Origin of the sequence: Microbacterium sp., from assembly GCF_044340635.1 — a bacterium.
Classification (GTDB): domain Bacteria; phylum Actinomycetota; class Actinomycetes; order Actinomycetales; family Microbacteriaceae; genus Microbacterium.
In genome coordinates this window covers 171,014-188,952 of record NZ_JBIITF010000005.1, presented here as the reverse complement: position 1 = coordinate 188,952, position 17,939 = coordinate 171,014, and the positions used below count along the sequence as shown (strand labels likewise).

Sequence of the window (17,939 nt, the reverse complement as noted above, 5' to 3'; positions counted from 1 at the left end):
CGATTGCAGGTCCTTCGGGACGGCCCAGCTTGGGCGCTCATACACGTACTGCCTCCTCGACGGAGAGACACGTGTGACGAGAGGCCCGCCATGATCCGCATGATCTGGACGCTCAGCGCCCACACCCGCTACTACCTGCGCCGCTACATGCCGACCAATCGGCTGCTCGACGCGATCCGCCGCCGACGCAACTTGAAGTGGGGCATCCCCACGATGCTCCTCGCCGTTCCCTACCTGCTGATCGCGAGCATCTGCACCAACGCCCTCGCCGCCGGCGCCCCAGGCTGGCTGCATCTGGTCGTGTTGTGGGCGGTGTGGAACGCGATGAAGTTCATCATCATGGGACCGGTCAGCCTCATCCTCCTGATCCGTGCCCGGACCCAGGAAGCCATCGCCCGACACCGCATTCCTGCTCGTCCGGCGGTCAAGCCGTTTCAGGGAACCTCCGTCCTCCGACGGTGACAGTCGCCTCACGGGGCACGACGAGTAACCCTCGGGCGGTCACCTCCCTCGGGCCGACGCTTGCCCGCGGCGTGGCAGACGTCTCTCCCTGCTCGCCGCGTGACACGATGAGTTTGTGTCGAGGTGAACGAGAGGAGCGACACCGATGCGGTTGTCGACCATCGAGTTCAACGGCTACAAGCGCCTCGATCAGGCCTCGTGCAACGTCGACGGTCACACGATCGCGTTCATCGGCCCCAATGAGTCCGGCAAGAGCAGCGTCCTCCAAGGATTGGCGTGGCTGACGGACGACGATCGCGATGATCCTGCGCTGTCTCTGCGTGAGCAGAATCGCCGGACGCGGCCAGACTCGGGCGCCCTCGTCGTGCGCGCACTCTACAGGCTCGACCCTGACGACCTCGAAGCTCTACGCAGCCTCAACATCGACCCCAGTGGACCGATAGATGCCAAGACGGTAACCCAGTTCCGGTTCTCCCGACGCAAGGATGGCGGGCACGTCACTGGACTCTCCACGACAGTTGGCCGGAACCGCCTCCCGTTCGCGAACGCCTTCGACGCCTTGTCAAAGGTCGAGCTCGCGCGCGCTGACTCCGTTGCCCTGCTTGACGAACACGATGTAGACGACCTCGAAGCTGTCGTCCGTGAAGCCCAAGCGGCTGTCGATCCGGATGACTCGGACTGGAATATGGAACGGGTTGCTCGCGGCCAAGAGGCGCTCACCCGCCTTCAGGCGGTGATCGACCAGATCAGCCAGATCGATGTGCGTTCGGCAAAGCTCACAAAGATTCGCCGGAACGCGGAGAAGGCCATCCCGCTCCTCCAAGCGGCCGCTGAGGCAGGTGAACTTGCCGATCCGGTCGACAGCATGCGAGGTCTACTCGCCACGAGGGTCCCGAAGTTCGTTCTGTTCAGTGACGACGACCGTGACCTGGCTGAGTCATACAACCTGAGTGACGAAGCGGTGCGTTCACAACCACCAGCCCCGCTTCGGAACCTTCTGACCGTCGCAGGCACTACCGCCGAGGAAGTATGGAGCGCCATAGCCAGCGGCGATCCTGCGACGATGCGGACGCTGGGACGCCGCATGAACGAGATACTGAGTTCACGTCTCGAACCGATGTGGACTCAGTCGAAGCTGACGATTGAACTCGCACTGAACCAAGGTGGGATTCTCGAAGTCAACATCCACGAGCTGGACAGCCCGGACTTCACCGTGACTCCGATCGCCGAACGAAGTGACGGGTTGCGCACGTTCCTTGGCCTTGTGTGCTTCCTGATCGCCGCCGACCTGGAGATCCCTCCCGTCCTCATGATCGATGAGGCCGAACGCAACCTCCACTACGATGCCCAGGCCGACCTCGTGCGCGTGCTGACGCGAGAACTGCAAGTCCACAAGGTCATCTACACGACGCATTCTCCCGGCTGCCTGCCACTCGACCTCGGAACCGGCATCAGGGTGGTGGCGCGCCGGCCCGACGACCTAGCCATCAGCACTCTTGAGAACAACTTCTGGACGAAAGAGGAGCCCGGCTTCTCCCACCTGCTGTTCGCGATGGGCGCCGAAGCCGCTGCGTTCTCGGCGTTCCGGCGAGCCGTGCTGGCGGAGGGAGTAAGCGAGATGATCCTGCTCCCTACACTGCTCAGGAACGCCACAGACGGATCGCAACTGGACTTCCAGGTAGCGTTCGGGCTCTCGAATCTCTCAGCCCCACGGGCAATCAGCTCCGTAGCGCTCATCACCACGTTCCTCGTGGACGGAGATAAGTCGGGCAACGACAAGAAGAAGCAGCTCGTCGCAGCCGGAGTGCCCAAGGGTCACGTCTTCCAACTGCCGAAAGGAAAAGCGATCGAAGACCTCGTGGATCGTGCGACGTATCTGCACACAGTCAACGAGTTCCTGGCCGAGCAGGACAAGAGCATCCCCTCGGGTGCACTGGCGAACAACACGACAATCGCAAAGGCCGTGGATGACTACGCGAAGACTCACCTCTCCATGCCGGGCGGCGTCAGCCACAAGATCATCGCCACCCGCCTTGCGCTTCTCGGTGAACATTTACCCCTCAACGCGGTCGGTCGACGATTCCTCTCCGACCTGAGACCGAAACTCGAAGACGCCTTTAAGCAGGCGTACGTGCTCACGCAGGAGAACGACTGAAGAGGCGCATCACACCGTCGCTCGAACACGACGGCCGCTCGGACGGATCGCGACTCCCTGGGCCTCAAGCGCACGACGCACCGCCTGCTGGCTGACCCCGAACCGCAACCCCACCTCCAACAGCGTCAGGCCTCCGTCGTATAGCTCGACCGCTTCGGCGAGGTGACACTCATCAAGGCCGCGCCGGCGGATCGGGACCGACCGGCGGAGCAGGTGCGCCGCCGCGGTGCGGCGATGAATGCTGAACCGCTCGCCCAACTCCACGAGTGTTGCGCCCGCCTCGTACAGGGCCACCAGCTTGTCCACCTGCGCTGGGCTCAGAAAGGTTTGAGTCATCCCAACCGCTCGCACCATCCGGCCCCGCGAGTCCACCACAGACGGCTCCAACGGCCTCCGATCCCGTCGGTAGACCCCGCGCGACCTGCGAGAAGCCACCGTTTTCAAGGCCGGGCAGGGGTTCTCGAACTCTCTACGGAGGTCCACCGTTTCTTCTGACGCCCGTCGAACTGTCACAAACCGCTCTATCGGCAGGGAAGACCCAGCGTTTTGTGACAACTCGACGGCGTAAGCCGGGTCAGGGCCAATTCCAGACTCGGTGTAACAATTCGTCGCTGCGTGCGCCCTGTCGCCTGAGCTACGACGAGAATAGAAGCGCACCTGCCCACAGCATCCGGGCACATCCCTCGCCTTGGAGGCATCACATGTCGCGCTCCCGCCTGCTCACTCTGGCTGCCGGATTCACCGTCGCCGCGCTCGCCCTCGCGGGCTGTGCGAGCGGATCGGGAGACGCCGACGCTTCGTCCGACCCGGATGCCGGATACGTCACGCCCGGCAAGCTGACCATCGCGACCGGCGACATCGCCTACTACCCCTACGTGATCGACGACGACCCGTCGTCGGGCGAGGGCTTCGAGGCGGCCGTCGCCTACGCCATCGCGGACAAGCTCGGCTTCGAGCCCGAGGATGTCGAGTGGGAGCGCACGAGCTTCGAGGCCGCGATCGCGCCGGGCCCCAAGAATTTCGACTTCAACATCCAGCAGTACACGATCACGGACGAGCGCAAGCAGGCCGTGGACTTCTCGTCGCCCTACTACTCCGCGAGCCAGGCGATCGTCGCGGTCGAGGGCGGCGCGGCCGACGGGGTGGACTCGATCGACGGTCTCAAGGACCTCGTCATCGGGGCGATGGCGGGATCGACCAGCGCGCAGACACTCGACGAGGTCGTGGAGCCGACGACCCCGCCGCAGTTGTTCGGTTCGAACGAGGATGTCGTGGCCGCGCTGGGCGCGGGCCAGATCGATGCGTTCGTGATCGACCTGCCGACGGCCTACCTCGCCACCGCGATGTACATCGAGGACTCCTTCATCGTCGGGGAACTCCCCGCCGGCGGCATACCCGACGAGTGGGGCGTCGTCCTGAGCAAGGACTCCCCCCTCACCGACCGCGTGTCGGCCGCACTCGACGAGCTGCGCGACGACGGCACGCTGGCCGAGATCACCGACGAATGGCTCGGGGCGGGCCAGGGAGTGACGCTGCTGCAGTGAGTTCGCGCGGCATCAGCCGCCCGCCCTCAGCTACCGTCGAGTCGTGAGCGTACACACCCCCAGCGAGCTCGAGCTCGAGCGCCGCGCCTATCGCGCGCGCCAGTCGCGCCGCTCGGTGCTCGTCGCGATCGCTTCGTCGATCGCGTTCGCGATCATCGTCTGGGCGACGGTCATCAATACGCCGGGCTGGGCCGGGGTGCAGCAGTCGTTCTTCAATCCCGCGATCGCGTGGGACGCACTTCCTGCCGTGTGGGAGGGCTTCCTCCTGAATCTGCAGGTGCTCGGCCTGTCTGTCATCACCGTGGCGATCGTCGCGCTCGCGATCGCCCTGCTGCGCACCTTGCAGGGACCCGTTTTCCTGCCCCTGCGGGCCCTCGCCGCGGCGTACACCGACATCTTCCGCGGCCTGCCGTTCATCATCGTGCTGTACCTCGTCGGATTCGGTTTGCCGACGATCACCGGCGTCCGGATCCCGGTGATCCTGCTCGGCACCATCGCCGTCACGTTGACGTACTCGGCTTACGTTTCCGAGGTCATCCGTGCCGGAATCGAGGCCGTGCATCCGTCGCAGCGTCTGGCTGCCCGGGCTCTCGGGCTCGGCTACGCGCAGACGCTGCGCCGCGTCGTCCTCCCCCAGGCGTTCCGGCGCATCACCCCGCCGCTCATGAACGACTTCGTCGCGATGCAGAAGGACGTCGGACTGATCTCGATCCTCGGCGCCACCGACGCCGTGCTCGCGGCCAGGATCGAGGGGTCTCAGACCTACAACTTCACGCCGTACATCGTCGCCGGCATCCTGTTCATCCTGTTGGCCATCCCGACCATCCGACTGACCGACTGGTACGCGGCCCGGCTACGGCGCCGCGAGCAGACGGGTGCGCTCCTGTGACCGCCCTGCTGTCCGCCGCGAACCTCTGGAAGTCGTTCGGCGCCCGAGACGTCCTGCGCGGGGTCTCTCTCGACCTGGCGAAACACGAAGTGGTCGCGGTCATCGGGGCAAGTGGTTCCGGCAAGTCGACCCTGCTGCGTTGCCTGGATCTGCTCGAACCGATCGACGACGGCCGGATTCTGCTGGCGGGCGAAGACGTGTCGGACCCGCGGGTGGATGCGAACGCGGTGCGGTCGCGCCTCGGATTCGTCTTCCAGGGGTTCAACCTGTTCCCTCACCTCTCCGTGCTCGACAACGTCACGCTGGCCTCGCGCGTCACCCGACGAGAGAGACGAGCGGATGCCGAGGCTCGGGGTCGGGCGATCCTCGAACGCGTCGGGCTCGCCGACAAGGCCGGCGAGCACCCCGACCGACTGTCCGGGGGTCAGCAGCAGCGCGTCGCGATCGCCCGCGCAATCGCGACCGATCCCGAGGTCCTGCTGCTCGACGAGATCACCTCGGCGCTCGATCCCGAGTTGGTCGGCGAGGTTCTCGAATTGGTGCGTGCGCTGGCCGAAGAGGGCACGACGATCCTCATGGCGACCCACGAGATGGCATTCGCGCGGGACGTCGCGCACCGTGTGCTGTTCCTCGACGAGGGTCGCGTGCTGGAACAGGGCACGCCCGCTGAGGTCCTCGGCGCCCCCCGTGAGGCGCGCACCCGCGCGTTCCTCGCCCGTTTCACGGGCTGAGTCGGTCGATTCCGGCCGCGTCGGTGGATCCGCTCCACCGAGTCGACCCGGATCGACCGAGCGCGACGCGACGCGCGGCTCAGGCGAGCGAGAAGATGACCTCGACCTCGACGGGGCTGTCTAGCGGCAACACGGGTACCCCCACGGCGGAACGCGCGTGCCGACCGGCATCGCCGAAGATCTCGCCGAGGATTTCGCTCGCACCGTTGATCACGCCGGGCTGACCGACGAAGTCGGGAACGGATGCGACGAACCCCGTCACCTTCACAACGCCGGCGAGCTTGTCCACGCCCCCGACGGCCGCCGCGGCGGCCGCGATGGCGTTGAGCGCGCACTGGCGCGCGTACGACTTGGCGTCATCGGCCGGAACGAGCCCGTGCCCGTCGCCGACCTTGCCCGCGGCGGGGAGCTGGCCCGAGACGAGCGGCAGCTGACCCGCGGTGAAGACGAGATCGCCGTGCACCTTGGCGGGCACATACGCCGCGAGCGGGGGGACGACGTCGGGAAGGTCGATGCCGAGTTCGGCGAGTTTCGCGGAAACGCTCACGGAGTCACTGTCCTTCGAATTGACGGGATGCTTCGGCCGCGGCGGCGAGACCGGCGTTGCCCGAGGCATCCGATCCCCCGACGGGACGCTTGAGGTAGGCGACGAGGCCACCCTCAGGTCCGGTCACGATCTGGACGAGTTCCCAGCCCTGCTTGCCCCAGTTGTTCAGAATCGCCGCCGTGTTGTGAATCAGCAGCGGAGTAGTGAGGTACTCCCAGGTGGTCATCGCTCTCCCGAGATCGAGGGGCCGGATCGTGCTCGCCGGGAGGCGCGCGCGACCGTTTCGGTCATCGCTCAGGTATCTCCCTTACGATCAACCCTATGCCTGATAAGAATCGGACGGCTACGGGCGTGCTCGGCGGGATCGCCGGCGTCGTAGGCCTGAGCGCAGTCGCCGGTCTTCTTGTGACCGCCACCGTCACTCCGGCCATCGCCGTTTCCGGCGCCGCCGCGTCGAGCGCGATCACGATGTTCGACAACATGCCGAGCTACCTCGAGATCGATGATCTGATGCAGCAGAGCGAGATCTACGCCAAGCAGGGCGATGGCAGTGATGTCTTGCTCGCCCGTTTCTACGACCAGAACCGCCTCCCGGTCACGTACGAACAGATCGCGCCGGTCATGTACGACGCGATTCTCTCGAGCGAAGACCCCCGCTACTACGAACACGGCGGTGTCGACCTCATCGGAACGACGCGAGCTCTCCTGAGCAACGTGCAGGGCGGTCAGACGCAGGGCGGGTCCTCGATCAGCCAGCAGTACGTCAAGAACGTCCTTGTGCAGAAGTGCGAGAAGGAAGCCCCGACACAGGAGGAGCTGGCCGCCTGCTGGACCGACGCCACCACCGCTTCCGGCGTCGAGGGCTACCAGCGCAAGCTGCAGGAGATGCGCTACGCGATCGCCCTCGAGCAGCGCTACTCGAAGAACGATGTCCTGCTCGGATACCTCAACATCGCCAACTTCGGCGGCACGACCTATGGCATCGGTGCCGCGGCGCAGTACTACTTCAGCGTCAATGCATCCGACCTGACGATCGCGCAGGCCGCGACGCTCGCCGGCATGGTGCAGAACCCGAACACCTACCGCATCGACAAGCCCGAGCGCGAGACCAACGGCGCTGCCGATGGGTACGCGTTGACGACCGACCGCCGCAACTACGTGCTCCGTCAGATGCTCACCGAGGGCAAGATCACCCAGGAGCAGTACGACGCGGCCAAGGCCGAGGTCATCACCCCCGCGATCAACCCGACCGAGCAGGGCTGCCAGCAGGCGGGCGGGTCCGCGTACTTCTGCGACTATGTCCGAACGATCGTGCTCAACGATGTCGCGTTCGGGGAAACACCCGAAGAGCGAAGCGCAGCGCTCCGCCGCGGGGGTCTCAAGATCTACACGACTCTCGACCTAGACCTGCAGCTCGCGGCCGAAGCGGCTATCTCGATCGTGCCGGCGACCCACCCCAACCTCGACCTGGGCGCAACCGGCGTGCAGCTGGAGGTGGGCACGGGCCGTGTGCTCTCGATGGTGCAGAACCGCAAGTACACGCAAGACGCCGACCAGTCGGCTGCCGACCCTTCCTACACGTCGATCAACTACAACACCCGTTACGTCAACGGTGGATCGAACGGCTTCAACCCGGGCTCGACCTACAAGCTCTTCACTCTGCTCAATTGGCTCGAACACGGGCACTCCGTCAACGAGGTCATCAACGGCCGCCAGCGGAACTTCACCGTGTTGACCGACTGCGACGGCGGCACGCAGCGCGTTTCGTCGGGTGAGGTCAAGAACTTCGAGGGCGTGGGCGGTTACAACGGCACCCCGATGAAGTTCACGGCCGACTCGCTCAACACGGGCTTCCTCGCGATGAGTGAAAAGGTCAGCGTCTGCGACACGAACAAGATCGCGGATCGCCTCGGCGTCGAGTACGCCAACGGTTACAAGACCTACATCGGCAACGAGAGCATCGGCGAAAACGTCAACGTGCCGTACGACATCCTGGGCTCGAAGAACATCGCCCCCATCGACATGGCGGCCTCGTACGCGACCATCGCGAGCAACGGCGTCTACTGCCCGCCGAAGGCCATCGATGCCGTGTACAACACCGAGGGCGAAGCGCTCCCGCTCCCCGACACCACGTGCAACCGCGTCCTCGACGAATCCGTCGCCTCGACAGCGGCATTCGCACTCGCAGGTGTCATCAACGGTGGTTCCGCCGCATCGTCGCGAATCGGCGACGGCGTCCCCGTGTTCGGAAAAACAGGCATCCACGAGCAGTACCAGACGTGGATGGACGGCAGCAGCTCCAAGGTCACGACGGTTGTCTGGGTCGGCAACGTCAAGGGCCAGCAGCGGCTGGACCGCAACTCTGCCAACGGCTACTCGCTGTGGCGCCTACGCCACTCGATCTGGCCCGACATGCAAGGCGCCGCGAACGCCAAATACGGCGGCGAACGCTTCGCGACACCCGACTCGAACCTCACGCGGGCGGTCCAGATCGATCTACCGAACGTCGTCGGCCAGCCTGTCGATCGGGCGGTCGCAACGCTCGAGGCAGCCGGGTTCTCGGTCATCGTCGGCGACGCGGTCGACAGCACACAGGCCGCGGGGATCGTGGAACGCCAGGATCCCGGCGCCGGACGCGTGAGCGGCGGCACGACCGTGACGATTTCGCCCAGCAACGGCGAAGGCGTGGCTGTGCCCGACGTGGTCGGCATGAACCGCCAGCAAGCGGTCGACAGCATCCGCGGAACATTCGGACGCAACCCCGCGGAGACGTGTGTTGTGAAAGAAGGTGCCACCGGCCCGGGCGTCGTGACCTCCGTCGAGCCAGGCGCGGGCTCGATCGTGAACCGCAACGCCCAGTTGGCAATCACCTACGAGCGCGACACCTGCTCGTGACCCCGCGTTCCCGTCAGGGCCTCCGCGCCCTGGCGGCCGCGGGTGCGCTCGGCGCCGCGGCGGCGGTTTGGGGCATCGGCATCGAGCGGTACCTGTTCACGCTCCGGCGGGTCGAGATGGCCATCCTGCCTCCGGGCTCGACACCCGTCCGGGTGCTGCACATCTCGGATGTCCATATGGCGCCGTGGCAACGGCGCAAGCAGGCGTGGATAGCCTCTCTCGCGTCCCTGCGACCCGACCTAATCATCAACACGGGCGACAACATGGGCCACGGCGATGGGTTGCGCGGCGTGCGCGCGGCGTTCGCCGGTTTCCGTGGCACGCCCGGCTTTTTCGTGCACGGATCGAATGACAGTTTCGGCCCGATGCCCCGCAACCCCCTGCGGTACTTCCTGGGCCCCTCACGTCGCAAGAGGAACCCGCCCCGACTTGATGTCACGGCCATGGAGAAGTACTTCGCGGAGAACCTCGGCTGGACGAACCTCAATAACGCCTCCGGCTCGGTCGATGTACGAGGACTCCGAATCGACGGATTCGGAGTCGGAGACGCGCACCACGACGAGGACCGCCTCGATCTCGTGCCGGGGCTGGTCGCGAGCCTGCGCGAGGACAAAACTCCGCCGAGTAGCCTCACGATCGGTGTCGCGCACGCGCCGTACCGACGAGTCCTGGATACCTTCACGGATGCCGGAGCCGAGGCGATCTTCGCGGGCCACACCCACGGTGGCCAAGTGCGCCTGCCGGGCTTCGGAGCGCTGGTCGCCAACTGCGACATCCCGCTGAAGCAGGCGCGGGGTCTTTCGACCTGGGCGCGAAGCGGCACCGAGGTGCCGCTGAATGTGAGCGCTGGACTCGGCCATTCGATCTACGCGCCGGTCCGCTTCGCGTGCCGGCCCGAGGCCACCCTCGTGACGTTGATCGCTCGCGCGTGACGCGGTTCGGGCGGACGGGCGAGTTCGGGTAGACTCGGGGGGTTGCCACGGGGTGTGGCGCAGCTTGGTAGCGCGCGTCGTTCGGGACGACGAGGCCGCAGGTTCAAATCCTGTCACCCCGACAGATAAGGAGGGTCGCCAAACGGCGGCCCTCCTTTTCGTTCCTCACTCGAGCCGAACCTGGAGCACGATGACCGACGCAATCGCGAACATCCGACTCGTCGCTTTCGACCTGGATGACACGCTCGCTCCCTCGAAGAGCCCGATCCCGGACGCGATCGGCGCGCACCTGCTCGCTCTCGCCGAGCGCGTCGAAGTCGCGATCATCTCCGGCGGGCAACTGGGTCAGTTCCGCAGTCAGGTCGTTGAACGGCTGCCGGATGCCTCTCCCGAGGCGCTCGCACATCTGCACCTCATGCCCACGTGTGGCACTCAGTACTACCGGTTCGACGCGAGCGGCCAGATCGACACCATCTACGCGCACTCCCTCACCGATGATGAGAAGACACGGGCACTCACCGCGGTCGAAGAAGAAGCCCGACGGCTCGGGCTGTGGGAATCGGAGCCCTGGGGAGACATCCTCGAGGATCGCGGCTCGCAGATCACTTTCTCCGCTCTCGGCCAGCGCGCGCCGCTCGAGGCGAAGATCGCCTGGGACCCGACGGGCTCCCGCAAATCCGCACTGCGTGACGCTGTGGCGGCCCGCATCCCCGACCTCGAGGTTCGATCGGGCGGTTCGACCTCGGTCGACATCACCCATCGCGGCATCGACAAGGCCTACGGGATGACGCGACTCGCCGAGCACACCGGTATCCCTCTGGATGAGATGCTGTTCGTCGGGGATCGACTCGACCCCGACGGCAATGACTACCCGGTCCTCGTGCTCGGCGTGCCGTGCCACGCGGTGGACGGCTGGGAAGAGACCGTCGAGTACCTCGACGCGCTCCTCCCGATGCTGTCCCCACGAGCCTGATCACCGGTGCCCCGGGATTCCGAGGGCAGACGCTCGGCGGGTCTATGCTGACGGCGTGGAACCGCTCACTCTCGTCGTCATCGTGGCCGCGGCCGTCAGCGCCGCCTGCTGGGTCCTGTCGCTGATCACGAAAGACACCTCGTGGGTCGACCGCATCTGGTCGATCGTGCCGATCGCGTACGTGTGGATCTTCGCGGGTGCCGCGTTGGCTGCCGGACAGGATGCCGCGCGCCTCGTCATCATGGCTGTGCTCGTCACAGCATGGGGTGCCCGGTTGACGTTCAACTTCGCCCGCAAGGGCGGGTACAGCGGCATGGAGGACTACCGCTGGGCGATCCTGCGCGGTCGCATGAAGCCCTGGCAGTTCCAGCTGTTTAATCTGTTCTTCATCGTGCTCTATCAGAACGCCCTTCTCGTGCTGATCACGCTGCCCGCACAGGTCGCGTGGCGGCACGACGCGCCTCTCGGGGTGGGGGACGCGGTCTTCGCCATCCTGTTCCTCGCCCTGCTGCTCGGTGAGACGGCGGCCGACCAGCAGCAGTGTGACTTTCATCGCGCCAAGGCGCGGGCGGGCGGTCAGCTCGGCGAGGGATTCCTCACCACCGGGCTGTTCCGCTTCAGCCGGCACCCGAACTTCTTCTTCGAGCAGGCCCAGTGGTGGGCGTTCTATGCGATCGGCGCGACCGCGGCCGTAACAGCGGGACTCGGTTTCTGGGGCGGCGCGATCAATTGGTCGATCATCGGAGCCGTCCTTCTCACGGTGTTGTTCATCGGCTCGACGATCTTCACCGAGGCAATCACCTCAGGCAAGTACCCGGCGTACGCGGAGTATCAGAAGACGACGTCGATGCTCGTGCCATTGCCCCCGCGGAGCCGTACCGCGGTCGTCGAGCAAACGTAACGAGAGGAACGAGAAACGAGGCGAACCTAGGAGGCGTAGCCGTCGGGGTTCTGCTGCTGCCAGCGCCAGTAGTCACGGCAGGCATCGTCGATCGTCAGCCGCGTGGTCCAACCGAGCTCCTCGGCCGCCTTGGCGGGGTCGCAATAGGTCGCGGCGACATCGCCGGGGCGCCGGTCGAGGATCTGCTTGGGCAGTTCATGCCCGACGGCCTTCTCGAAGGCCGCGATGAGTCCCAGCACGCTCACGGGCGAACCCGTCCCGAGGTTGTACACCGCGTACCCGGGCTGAGCCTTCTCCAGCGCCGCGACGTGCCCCTCGGCCAGGTCGACGACGTGGATGTAGTCGCGCAGGCCCGTTCCGTCGGGGGTGTCGTAGTCGTCGCCGAACACCCCGACGCGTTCGAGCGACCCGATCGCGACCCGCGAGACGTACGGCATGAGGTTGTTCGGGATACCCGCAGGGTCCTCCCCGATCAACCCGCTCTCGTGCGCCCCGACCGGATTGAAGTACCGCAGCACCGTGACATCGAGTTCGGGGTTGACCCGGGCCACGTCCTCGAGGATGACCTCGTTCATCCGCTTCGACTTCGAGTACGGGTTCGACAGGTCGACGCTCGTGCGAGACGTCTCGCGAAACGGCAGGTCTTCCGGGTCGGAGTACACCGTTCCGGTGCTCGAGAAGACGAAGGAGCGAATGCCTCGGGCAAGCCCCACCCGCAGCAGGGCGAACGTCGTGCCCAGGTTGTTGGCGTAATACTGCAGCGGCTTCTGCGTCGACTCACCGACCGCCTTGTGCGCCGCGAACTGCAGGATCGCATCGAACGGCCCGAACTCGTCGAAGGTGCGCTCGACCACCGCGTCGTCCGCGGCGTCACCGATCACGAGCGGTGCGGGGCGGCCAGTGATCTTCTCGACCCGCACGGCCGCCTCGGCGTGGGTTCCCGAAAGATCGTCCAGCAGCACGACCTCGTGGCCACCGTCCACCAGAGCGACAGCCGTGTGAGCACCGATGTATCCGGCACCGCCGGCGAGAAGAACACGCATGATCTCAGCCTAAACCGGACCGTGCGCCGTGCGTTCCCGCTATCTGCTGAGGCGGTCGCCCGACTCCTGCAGGTAGCAGGTGCCGCAGAGCGATTCATACGTCACGACATGCTCCGTTCGTTCGCCGGTCTCGTCGATCGCGACCTGGTCGCCATCGAACACGAACCGGCCGTCGATGACGCGCCCGTTGAACACGGCCTTCCGACCGCACCGGCAGATCGTCTTCAACTCTTCCAGGGTGTGCGCGATCTCGAGAAGTCGTCGCGAGCCGGGAAAGGCGGCCGTCAGGAAGTCGGATCGGATGCCGTAGGCGAGAACGGGGATGTTGTCGTGGATGGCGATGCGGAACAGGTCATCGACCTGGTGGGGCGTCAGAAACTGGGCCTCGTCGACGAGGAGGCACGAGATGTCCACGCCGGTCGCCGCGCGGGAACGCTCGCGCTGCTCGCGGAACAGCGCGTCCGCATCGGCTTCGGGCTCGATGAGAAAATCGACGGTCCGCGAGACCCCGAGCCGGGACGCGATCTGGTCATCGGCCTTCGTGTCGATCGCCGGCTTCGCAAGCAGCACTCGCTGGCCGCGCTCCTCGTAGTTGTACGCGGCCTGCAGAAGCGCGGTCGACTTGCCGGAGTTCATCGCGCCATAGCGGAAGTACAGTTTTGCCACGCGCAGAGTCTACGGAAGACGGAGGGGTGAACCGGGTCAGACGGCCGTGATGGCCAGCGCCGCCGCGGTCTCATCTATCGTCGCCCGCGCGACATCCGGCTGGGTGTTGAGCGTCTCGCCGTAGCTCGGGATCAGTTCGCGCAGCTCGGGCGTCCACCCCTCGATCCGATCGGGGAAGCACGTCTGCAACAGGCCGAGCATGATCGAGACGGCCGTGGATGCACCCGGCGATGCGCCGAGGAGCCCGGCGATCGAACCATCCTTCGCCGCGACGACCTCGGTGCCGAACTGCAGCACGCCGATCTTCTTCGGGTCTTTCTTCATGACCTGAGCGCGCTGGCCGGCGTTCAGCAATTGCCAGTCCACGTCCTTCGCCGTCGGCACGAACTCCCGCAACGAATCCATCTTCTTGCCGTGGTTCTTCAGCAGCTCGGCGATCAGGTACTTGAGCAGGCCCGGGTTGTCGACGGCGACCTTCAGCATCGGCAGCAGGTTCCCCGGCCGGATCTGCGTCACGAGATCGAACACGGACCCGTTCTTGAGGAACTTCGGGCTGAACGTCGCGAACGGGCCGAACATCAGCGATGCCTCACCATCCACCACCCGGGTGTCGAGGTGCGGCACCGACATGGGCGGTGCGCCGACGGATGCCTGGGAGTACACCTTGGCACGGTGCTGAGCGATGAGATCGGGGTTGGAGGTCTTGAGCCACTGCCCACCGATCGGGAAGACGCCGTAGCCCGAGATCTCGGGGATGCCGGAACGCTGCAGCAGCTTCAGTGCCCACCCGCCGGCTCCCACGAACACGAACTTCGCGTTGATCTCGCCGGGCGTTCGTCCCAGCCGGTTACGGGTCTTGACGAGCCACGTCCCGTCCTTCTGGCGCTTGAGATTGCGGACCTCGCGGTCGGTGATGACCTCCACGCCATCGTCACGCAGGTGATCGATCAGCTGATGGGTGAGCGCACCGAAATCGACGTCGGTGCCGGCCGGAACGCGCGTCGCGGCGAAGGGCTCGTCGCTCTTCCGGCGCTTCTGCATCAACAGCGGCGCCCAGGTGTTGATGACGCGGGAGTCTTCGCTGTACTCGATGCCCGCGAACAGGGGCTGCGTCTTCAGCGCCTCGTAGCGGCGACGCAGGTACTCGACATCCTTCTCGCCGCGCACGAAAGTCATGTGGGGCGTGGCGTTGATGAACGTCTTCGGCTCGTTCAGCAGGCCCCGCTTGACGAGGTTCGCCCAGAACTGGCGGCTCTGCTGAAACTGTTCGTTGATCGAGACGGCCTTGGCCGGGTCGACGGATCCGTCGGGTGCCTGCGGCATGTAGTTGAGCTCGCAGAGGGCTGCATGGCCGGTGCCCGCGTTGTTCCAGGCGTTCGAACTCTCCAGCGCAACATCCGAGAGTCGCTCGACGAGGACGATCTTCCAGTCGGGTTCGAGTTGATGCAGCAGGGTGCCCAGGGTGGCGCTCATGATGCCGCCACCGATGAGCACGACGTCGACGGTTTCACTCACCGGACAAGTCTAGTTCTGCCGTCCGGGGTGGTCGGACGTGCGGGCCCCGCGGAGAGCGAAAACTCCCGGATTCTTACGCGCCCGGCAAACGTCAGGCGTCGACGCTGAGATCGGCGGCGACGAGTTCTGCGATCTGCACGGCGTTCAGCGCGGCACCCTTGCGCAGGTTGTCGTTGCTGATGAACAGCGCGAGCCCGCGACCCTCGGGGGCCGACTGATCGGCGCGGATACGACCGACGAAGCTCGGGTCCTTGCCCGCGGCCTGGAGGGGCGTGGGAACCTCTTCGAGCTGCACACCGGGTGCATCCGAGAGCACCTCACGCGCGCGAGCCGGTGTGATCTCGTTCGCGAACTCGGCGTTGATGCTGAGCGAGTGACCCGTGAAGACCGGGACGCGAACGCACGTGCCCGAAACCCGCAGGCCAGGCAGCTCGAGGATCTTGCGGCTCTCGTTGCGGAGCTTCTTCTCCTCGTCCGTCTCGTTGTCGCCGTCGTCGACCAGGTTGCCGGCGAACGGGATCACGTCGAAGGCGATGGGTGCGATGTACTTCTCGGGCTGGGGGAAGTCCACGGCGGATCCGTCGCGCACGAGTCGCAGGGTGTCGCCCTGGGCGAGGACACCCTCGACCTGCCCGAGCAGCTCCTCCGCGCCCGCAATGCCCGAGCCGCTGACGGCCTGGTAGGTGCTCACGATGAGGCGTTCGAGTCCGGCGACGGCGTGGAGCGCCTTCAGGACCGGCATCGCCGCCATCGTGGTGCAGTTCGGGTTCGCGATGATGCCCTTGTGCGCCTGGGCGATCGCGTGCGGGTTGACCTCGCTGACGACCAGGGGCACCTCGGGGTCCATGCGCCAGGCGCTGGAGTTGTCGATCACGACGGCGCCGGCCTCGGCGAAGCGGGGCGCGTGCGCCCGGCTGCCGGTAGCACCGGCCGAGAACAGTGCGATGTCGATGCCCGCGGGATCGGCGGTCGCGACATCCTCGACGACGACGCTGTGTCCGCCGAACTCGAGCGACGTGCCGGCCGAGCGCGCCGTCGCGAACAGACGAAGCTCGCGGATCGGGAAAGAACGCTCGGTCAAGATCTCGAGCATCACCGTGCCCACCTGGCCCGTGGCGCCGACGACGGCGACGGAGAGTCCGGAATCTGAGATGCGGGTCATGACGATGCTTCCTTCATTGCGTGGATTCCGACGATTCTACGGCTGCCCGAGTGCAGGAGAATCCCCGAGAACAGGACGATCCGGCCGAATACGTCCTGTTTCCGGCCAATCTCCTGCTGTCGGGCGCGGGACGGGACGGATGCTTCGGGTCAGCGACCCGAGCCCGCGTGAACCGTGGCCTCGATCTCGCCGTCGAGGCCGTACGCGCTGTGCACGACACGCGCCGCCTCGGCGAGGTCGTCGGCCCGGACCACGACCGAAATGCGGATTTCGGAAGTCGAGATCATCTCGATGTTGACCCCGAGCACGCTCAGCGCCTCGAACAGCGTCGCCGAGACGCCCGAGTGGGTGCGCATGCCGGCCCCGACGACAGAGAGCTTGCCGATCTGGTCGTCGTGCACGAGGCTCTCGAAGCCGACCGAGCCCTGCTCGCCCGACAGCGCCTTGAGGGCCAGCGAGGCATCCGCCTTGGGCAGCGTGAACGAGATGTCGGCGCGACCCGTCGCCGCAGCGGAAACGTTCTGCACGATCATGTCGACGTTCGCCCCGGACTTGGCGACGATCTTGAAGATCTCCGCCGCTTTGCCGGGCACGTCGGGAACCCCGATGACCGTGATCTTGGCCTGGCCGAGGTCGGTCGCGACACCCGCGACGATGGGTTCTTCCATGCCATCTCCTTGCTGCTGCAGCGCCGCGTGGCGCTTCTCGTCGAGCACGTACGTGCCCTCGGACGATGAGAACGTGGATCGCGCGTGGATGAGCACGCCGTGCCGACGGGCGTACTCGACCGCGCGGATGTAGAGAACCTTCGCGCCATTCGCCGCGAGCTCGAGCATCTCTTCCGTCGTGACGGTGTTGAGCTTGCGGGCGCGGGGAACGATGCGCGGATCCGCGGTGAAGATGCCGTCGACGTCGCTGTAGATCTCGCAGACGTCGGCCTTCAGCGCCGCAGCGAGAGCGACCGCGGTCGTGTCGGATCCCCCGCGACCGAGGGTCGTGATGTCCCGGGTATCGCGGTTGAAGCCCTGGAAACCGGCGACGATGACGATCGCGCCTTCGTCGAGGGCTTCGCGCAGCCGCACCGGAGTCACGTCGACGATGCGGGCGGCGCCGTGGGTGGCATCCGTGATCATTCCCGCCTGACTGCCGGTGAAGGATCGCGCCTCGAACCCCATCGAATGGATGGCCATTGCGAGCAGGGCCATCGAGATGCGCTCACCGCTCGAGAGCAGCATGTCGAGCTCGCGCGGCGCGGGGATGGGAGCCACCTGCGATGCGAGGTCCAAGAGCTCGTCAGTCGTGTCGCCCATCGCGCTGACGGCGACGACGACGTCGTCGCCCGCCCGGCGGGCATCGACGATCCGTTTGGCGACGCGCTTGATGCTCTCGGCATCTGCGACGGATGAGCCACCGTACTTCTGCACGATCAGCGCCACGATGAAAACTCCCGGGTATGAGGAGCGCTCGGATGCCGCGCCCGACGAACCATCTTACGGAAGCTCCGACCGCTACTACGATCGAGAG

At 65.9% G+C, this 17,939-nt stretch carries 17 protein-coding genes and 1 tRNA gene; 10 read left to right on the top strand and 8 right to left on the bottom strand.

The window, feature by feature from the left end; all coding sequences use genetic code 11:
- Positions 1-90: 90 nt before the first annotated feature.
- Positions 91-462 (top strand): sulfate permease, encoded by a 372-nt coding sequence (locus ACIQ0W_RS06955; protein ID WP_090586863.1) that lies wholly within the window; start codon positions 91-93, stop codon positions 460-462.
- A 145-nt stretch (positions 463-607) separates the two neighbouring features.
- Positions 608-2,617 (top strand): AAA family ATPase, encoded by a 2,010-nt coding sequence (locus ACIQ0W_RS06950; protein WP_090586865.1) that lies wholly within the window; start codon positions 608-610, stop codon positions 2,615-2,617.
- Positions 2,618-2,626: 9 nt separating this feature from the next.
- Here the strand turns inward: ACIQ0W_RS06950 and ACIQ0W_RS06945 are convergent, their stop codons facing one another.
- Entirely contained in the window at positions 2,627-2,953 is a 327-nt protein-coding gene (locus tag ACIQ0W_RS06945; RefSeq protein ID WP_245702830.1) for a hypothetical protein, read from the bottom strand.
- 365 nt (positions 2,954-3,318) lie between these two features.
- Here ACIQ0W_RS06945 and ACIQ0W_RS06940 point away from each other — a divergent pair, with 365 nt between their 5' ends.
- The 3 genes from ACIQ0W_RS06940 to ACIQ0W_RS06930 are packed head-to-tail and all read left to right on the top strand — an operon-like array spanning position 3,319 to position 5,781.
- Positions 3,319-4,161, top strand: coding sequence for an ABC transporter substrate-binding protein (locus ACIQ0W_RS06940; RefSeq protein WP_396642032.1), 843 nt, complete (start codon positions 3,319-3,321; stop codon positions 4,159-4,161).
- Between the two features lie 43 nt (positions 4,162-4,204).
- The gene (locus ACIQ0W_RS06935; protein ID WP_396642031.1) at positions 4,205-5,050 is read left to right on the top strand and encodes an amino acid ABC transporter permease; all 846 of its coding nucleotides are present in this window, start codon (positions 4,205-4,207) and stop codon (positions 5,048-5,050) included.
- Positions 5,047-5,781, top strand: coding sequence for an amino acid ABC transporter ATP-binding protein (locus ACIQ0W_RS06930; RefSeq protein WP_396642030.1), 735 nt, complete (start codon positions 5,047-5,049; stop codon positions 5,779-5,781). The genes ACIQ0W_RS06935 and ACIQ0W_RS06930 overlap by 4 nt, the downstream gene beginning before the upstream one ends.
- 79 nt (positions 5,782-5,860) lie before the next feature.
- Here the strand turns inward: ACIQ0W_RS06930 and ACIQ0W_RS06925 are convergent, their stop codons facing one another.
- Positions 5,861-6,328: a RidA family protein gene (locus tag ACIQ0W_RS06925; RefSeq protein ID WP_396642029.1), complete on the bottom strand. Its 468-nt coding sequence runs from the start codon at positions 6,326-6,328 to the stop codon at positions 5,861-5,863.
- Positions 6,329-6,332: 4 nt separating this feature from the next.
- Positions 6,333-6,554 (bottom strand): DUF4177 domain-containing protein, encoded by a 222-nt coding sequence (locus ACIQ0W_RS06920; RefSeq protein ID WP_396642028.1) that lies wholly within the window; start codon positions 6,552-6,554, stop codon positions 6,333-6,335.
- 95 nt (positions 6,555-6,649) lie between these two features.
- Here ACIQ0W_RS06920 and ACIQ0W_RS06915 point away from each other — a divergent pair, with 95 nt between their 5' ends.
- The 5 genes from ACIQ0W_RS06915 (at position 6,650) to ACIQ0W_RS06895 (ending at position 12,029) form a co-directional block, all read left to right on the top strand.
- Positions 6,650-9,223, top strand: a complete 2,574-nt coding sequence (locus tag ACIQ0W_RS06915; RefSeq protein WP_396642027.1) for a transglycosylase domain-containing protein — start codon at positions 6,650-6,652, stop codon at positions 9,221-9,223.
- Positions 9,220-10,155: a metallophosphoesterase gene (locus tag ACIQ0W_RS06910; protein WP_396642026.1), complete on the top strand. Its 936-nt coding sequence runs from the start codon at positions 9,220-9,222 to the stop codon at positions 10,153-10,155. The genes ACIQ0W_RS06915 and ACIQ0W_RS06910 overlap by 4 nt, the downstream gene beginning before the upstream one ends.
- A 48-nt stretch (positions 10,156-10,203) precedes the next feature.
- Positions 10,204-10,277 (top strand) — tRNA-Pro (locus ACIQ0W_RS06905).
- A 68-nt stretch (positions 10,278-10,345) separates the two neighbouring features.
- On the top strand, positions 10,346-11,128 hold the full coding sequence (locus tag ACIQ0W_RS06900; RefSeq protein WP_396642025.1) for an HAD-IIB family hydrolase: 783 nt from the start codon (positions 10,346-10,348) through the stop codon (positions 11,126-11,128).
- A gap of 55 nt (positions 11,129-11,183) precedes the next feature.
- On the top strand, positions 11,184-12,029 hold the full coding sequence (locus ACIQ0W_RS06895; protein WP_396642024.1) for a DUF1295 domain-containing protein: 846 nt from the start codon (positions 11,184-11,186) through the stop codon (positions 12,027-12,029).
- A gap of 26 nt (positions 12,030-12,055) precedes the next feature.
- On the opposite strand, the gene galE is transcribed toward ACIQ0W_RS06895, so the two are convergent.
- From galE to ACIQ0W_RS06870, 5 genes are all read right to left on the bottom strand, one after another.
- Positions 12,056-13,072: a UDP-glucose 4-epimerase GalE gene (gene galE / locus ACIQ0W_RS06890; RefSeq protein ID WP_396642023.1), complete on the bottom strand. Its 1,017-nt coding sequence runs from the start codon at positions 13,070-13,072 to the stop codon at positions 12,056-12,058.
- A 39-nt stretch (positions 13,073-13,111) separates the two neighbouring features.
- Positions 13,112-13,738, bottom strand: a complete 627-nt coding sequence (locus ACIQ0W_RS06885; RefSeq protein WP_396642022.1) for a thymidine kinase — start codon at positions 13,736-13,738, stop codon at positions 13,112-13,114.
- A 36-nt stretch (positions 13,739-13,774) separates the two neighbouring features.
- Positions 13,775-15,253: a malate:quinone oxidoreductase gene (locus ACIQ0W_RS06880; RefSeq protein WP_396642021.1), complete on the bottom strand. Its 1,479-nt coding sequence runs from the start codon at positions 15,251-15,253 to the stop codon at positions 13,775-13,777.
- A 91-nt stretch (positions 15,254-15,344) separates the two neighbouring features.
- The gene (locus ACIQ0W_RS06875; protein ID WP_396642020.1) at positions 15,345-16,415 is read right to left on the bottom strand and encodes an aspartate-semialdehyde dehydrogenase; all 1,071 of its coding nucleotides are present in this window, start codon (positions 16,413-16,415) and stop codon (positions 15,345-15,347) included.
- Positions 16,416-16,564: 149 nt separating this feature from the next.
- A complete protein-coding gene (locus ACIQ0W_RS06870) occupies positions 16,565-17,851 on the bottom strand; it encodes an aspartate kinase (RefSeq protein WP_396642019.1) in 1,287 nt (428 codons plus the stop codon).
- Positions 17,852-17,939: the final 88 nt, after the last annotated feature.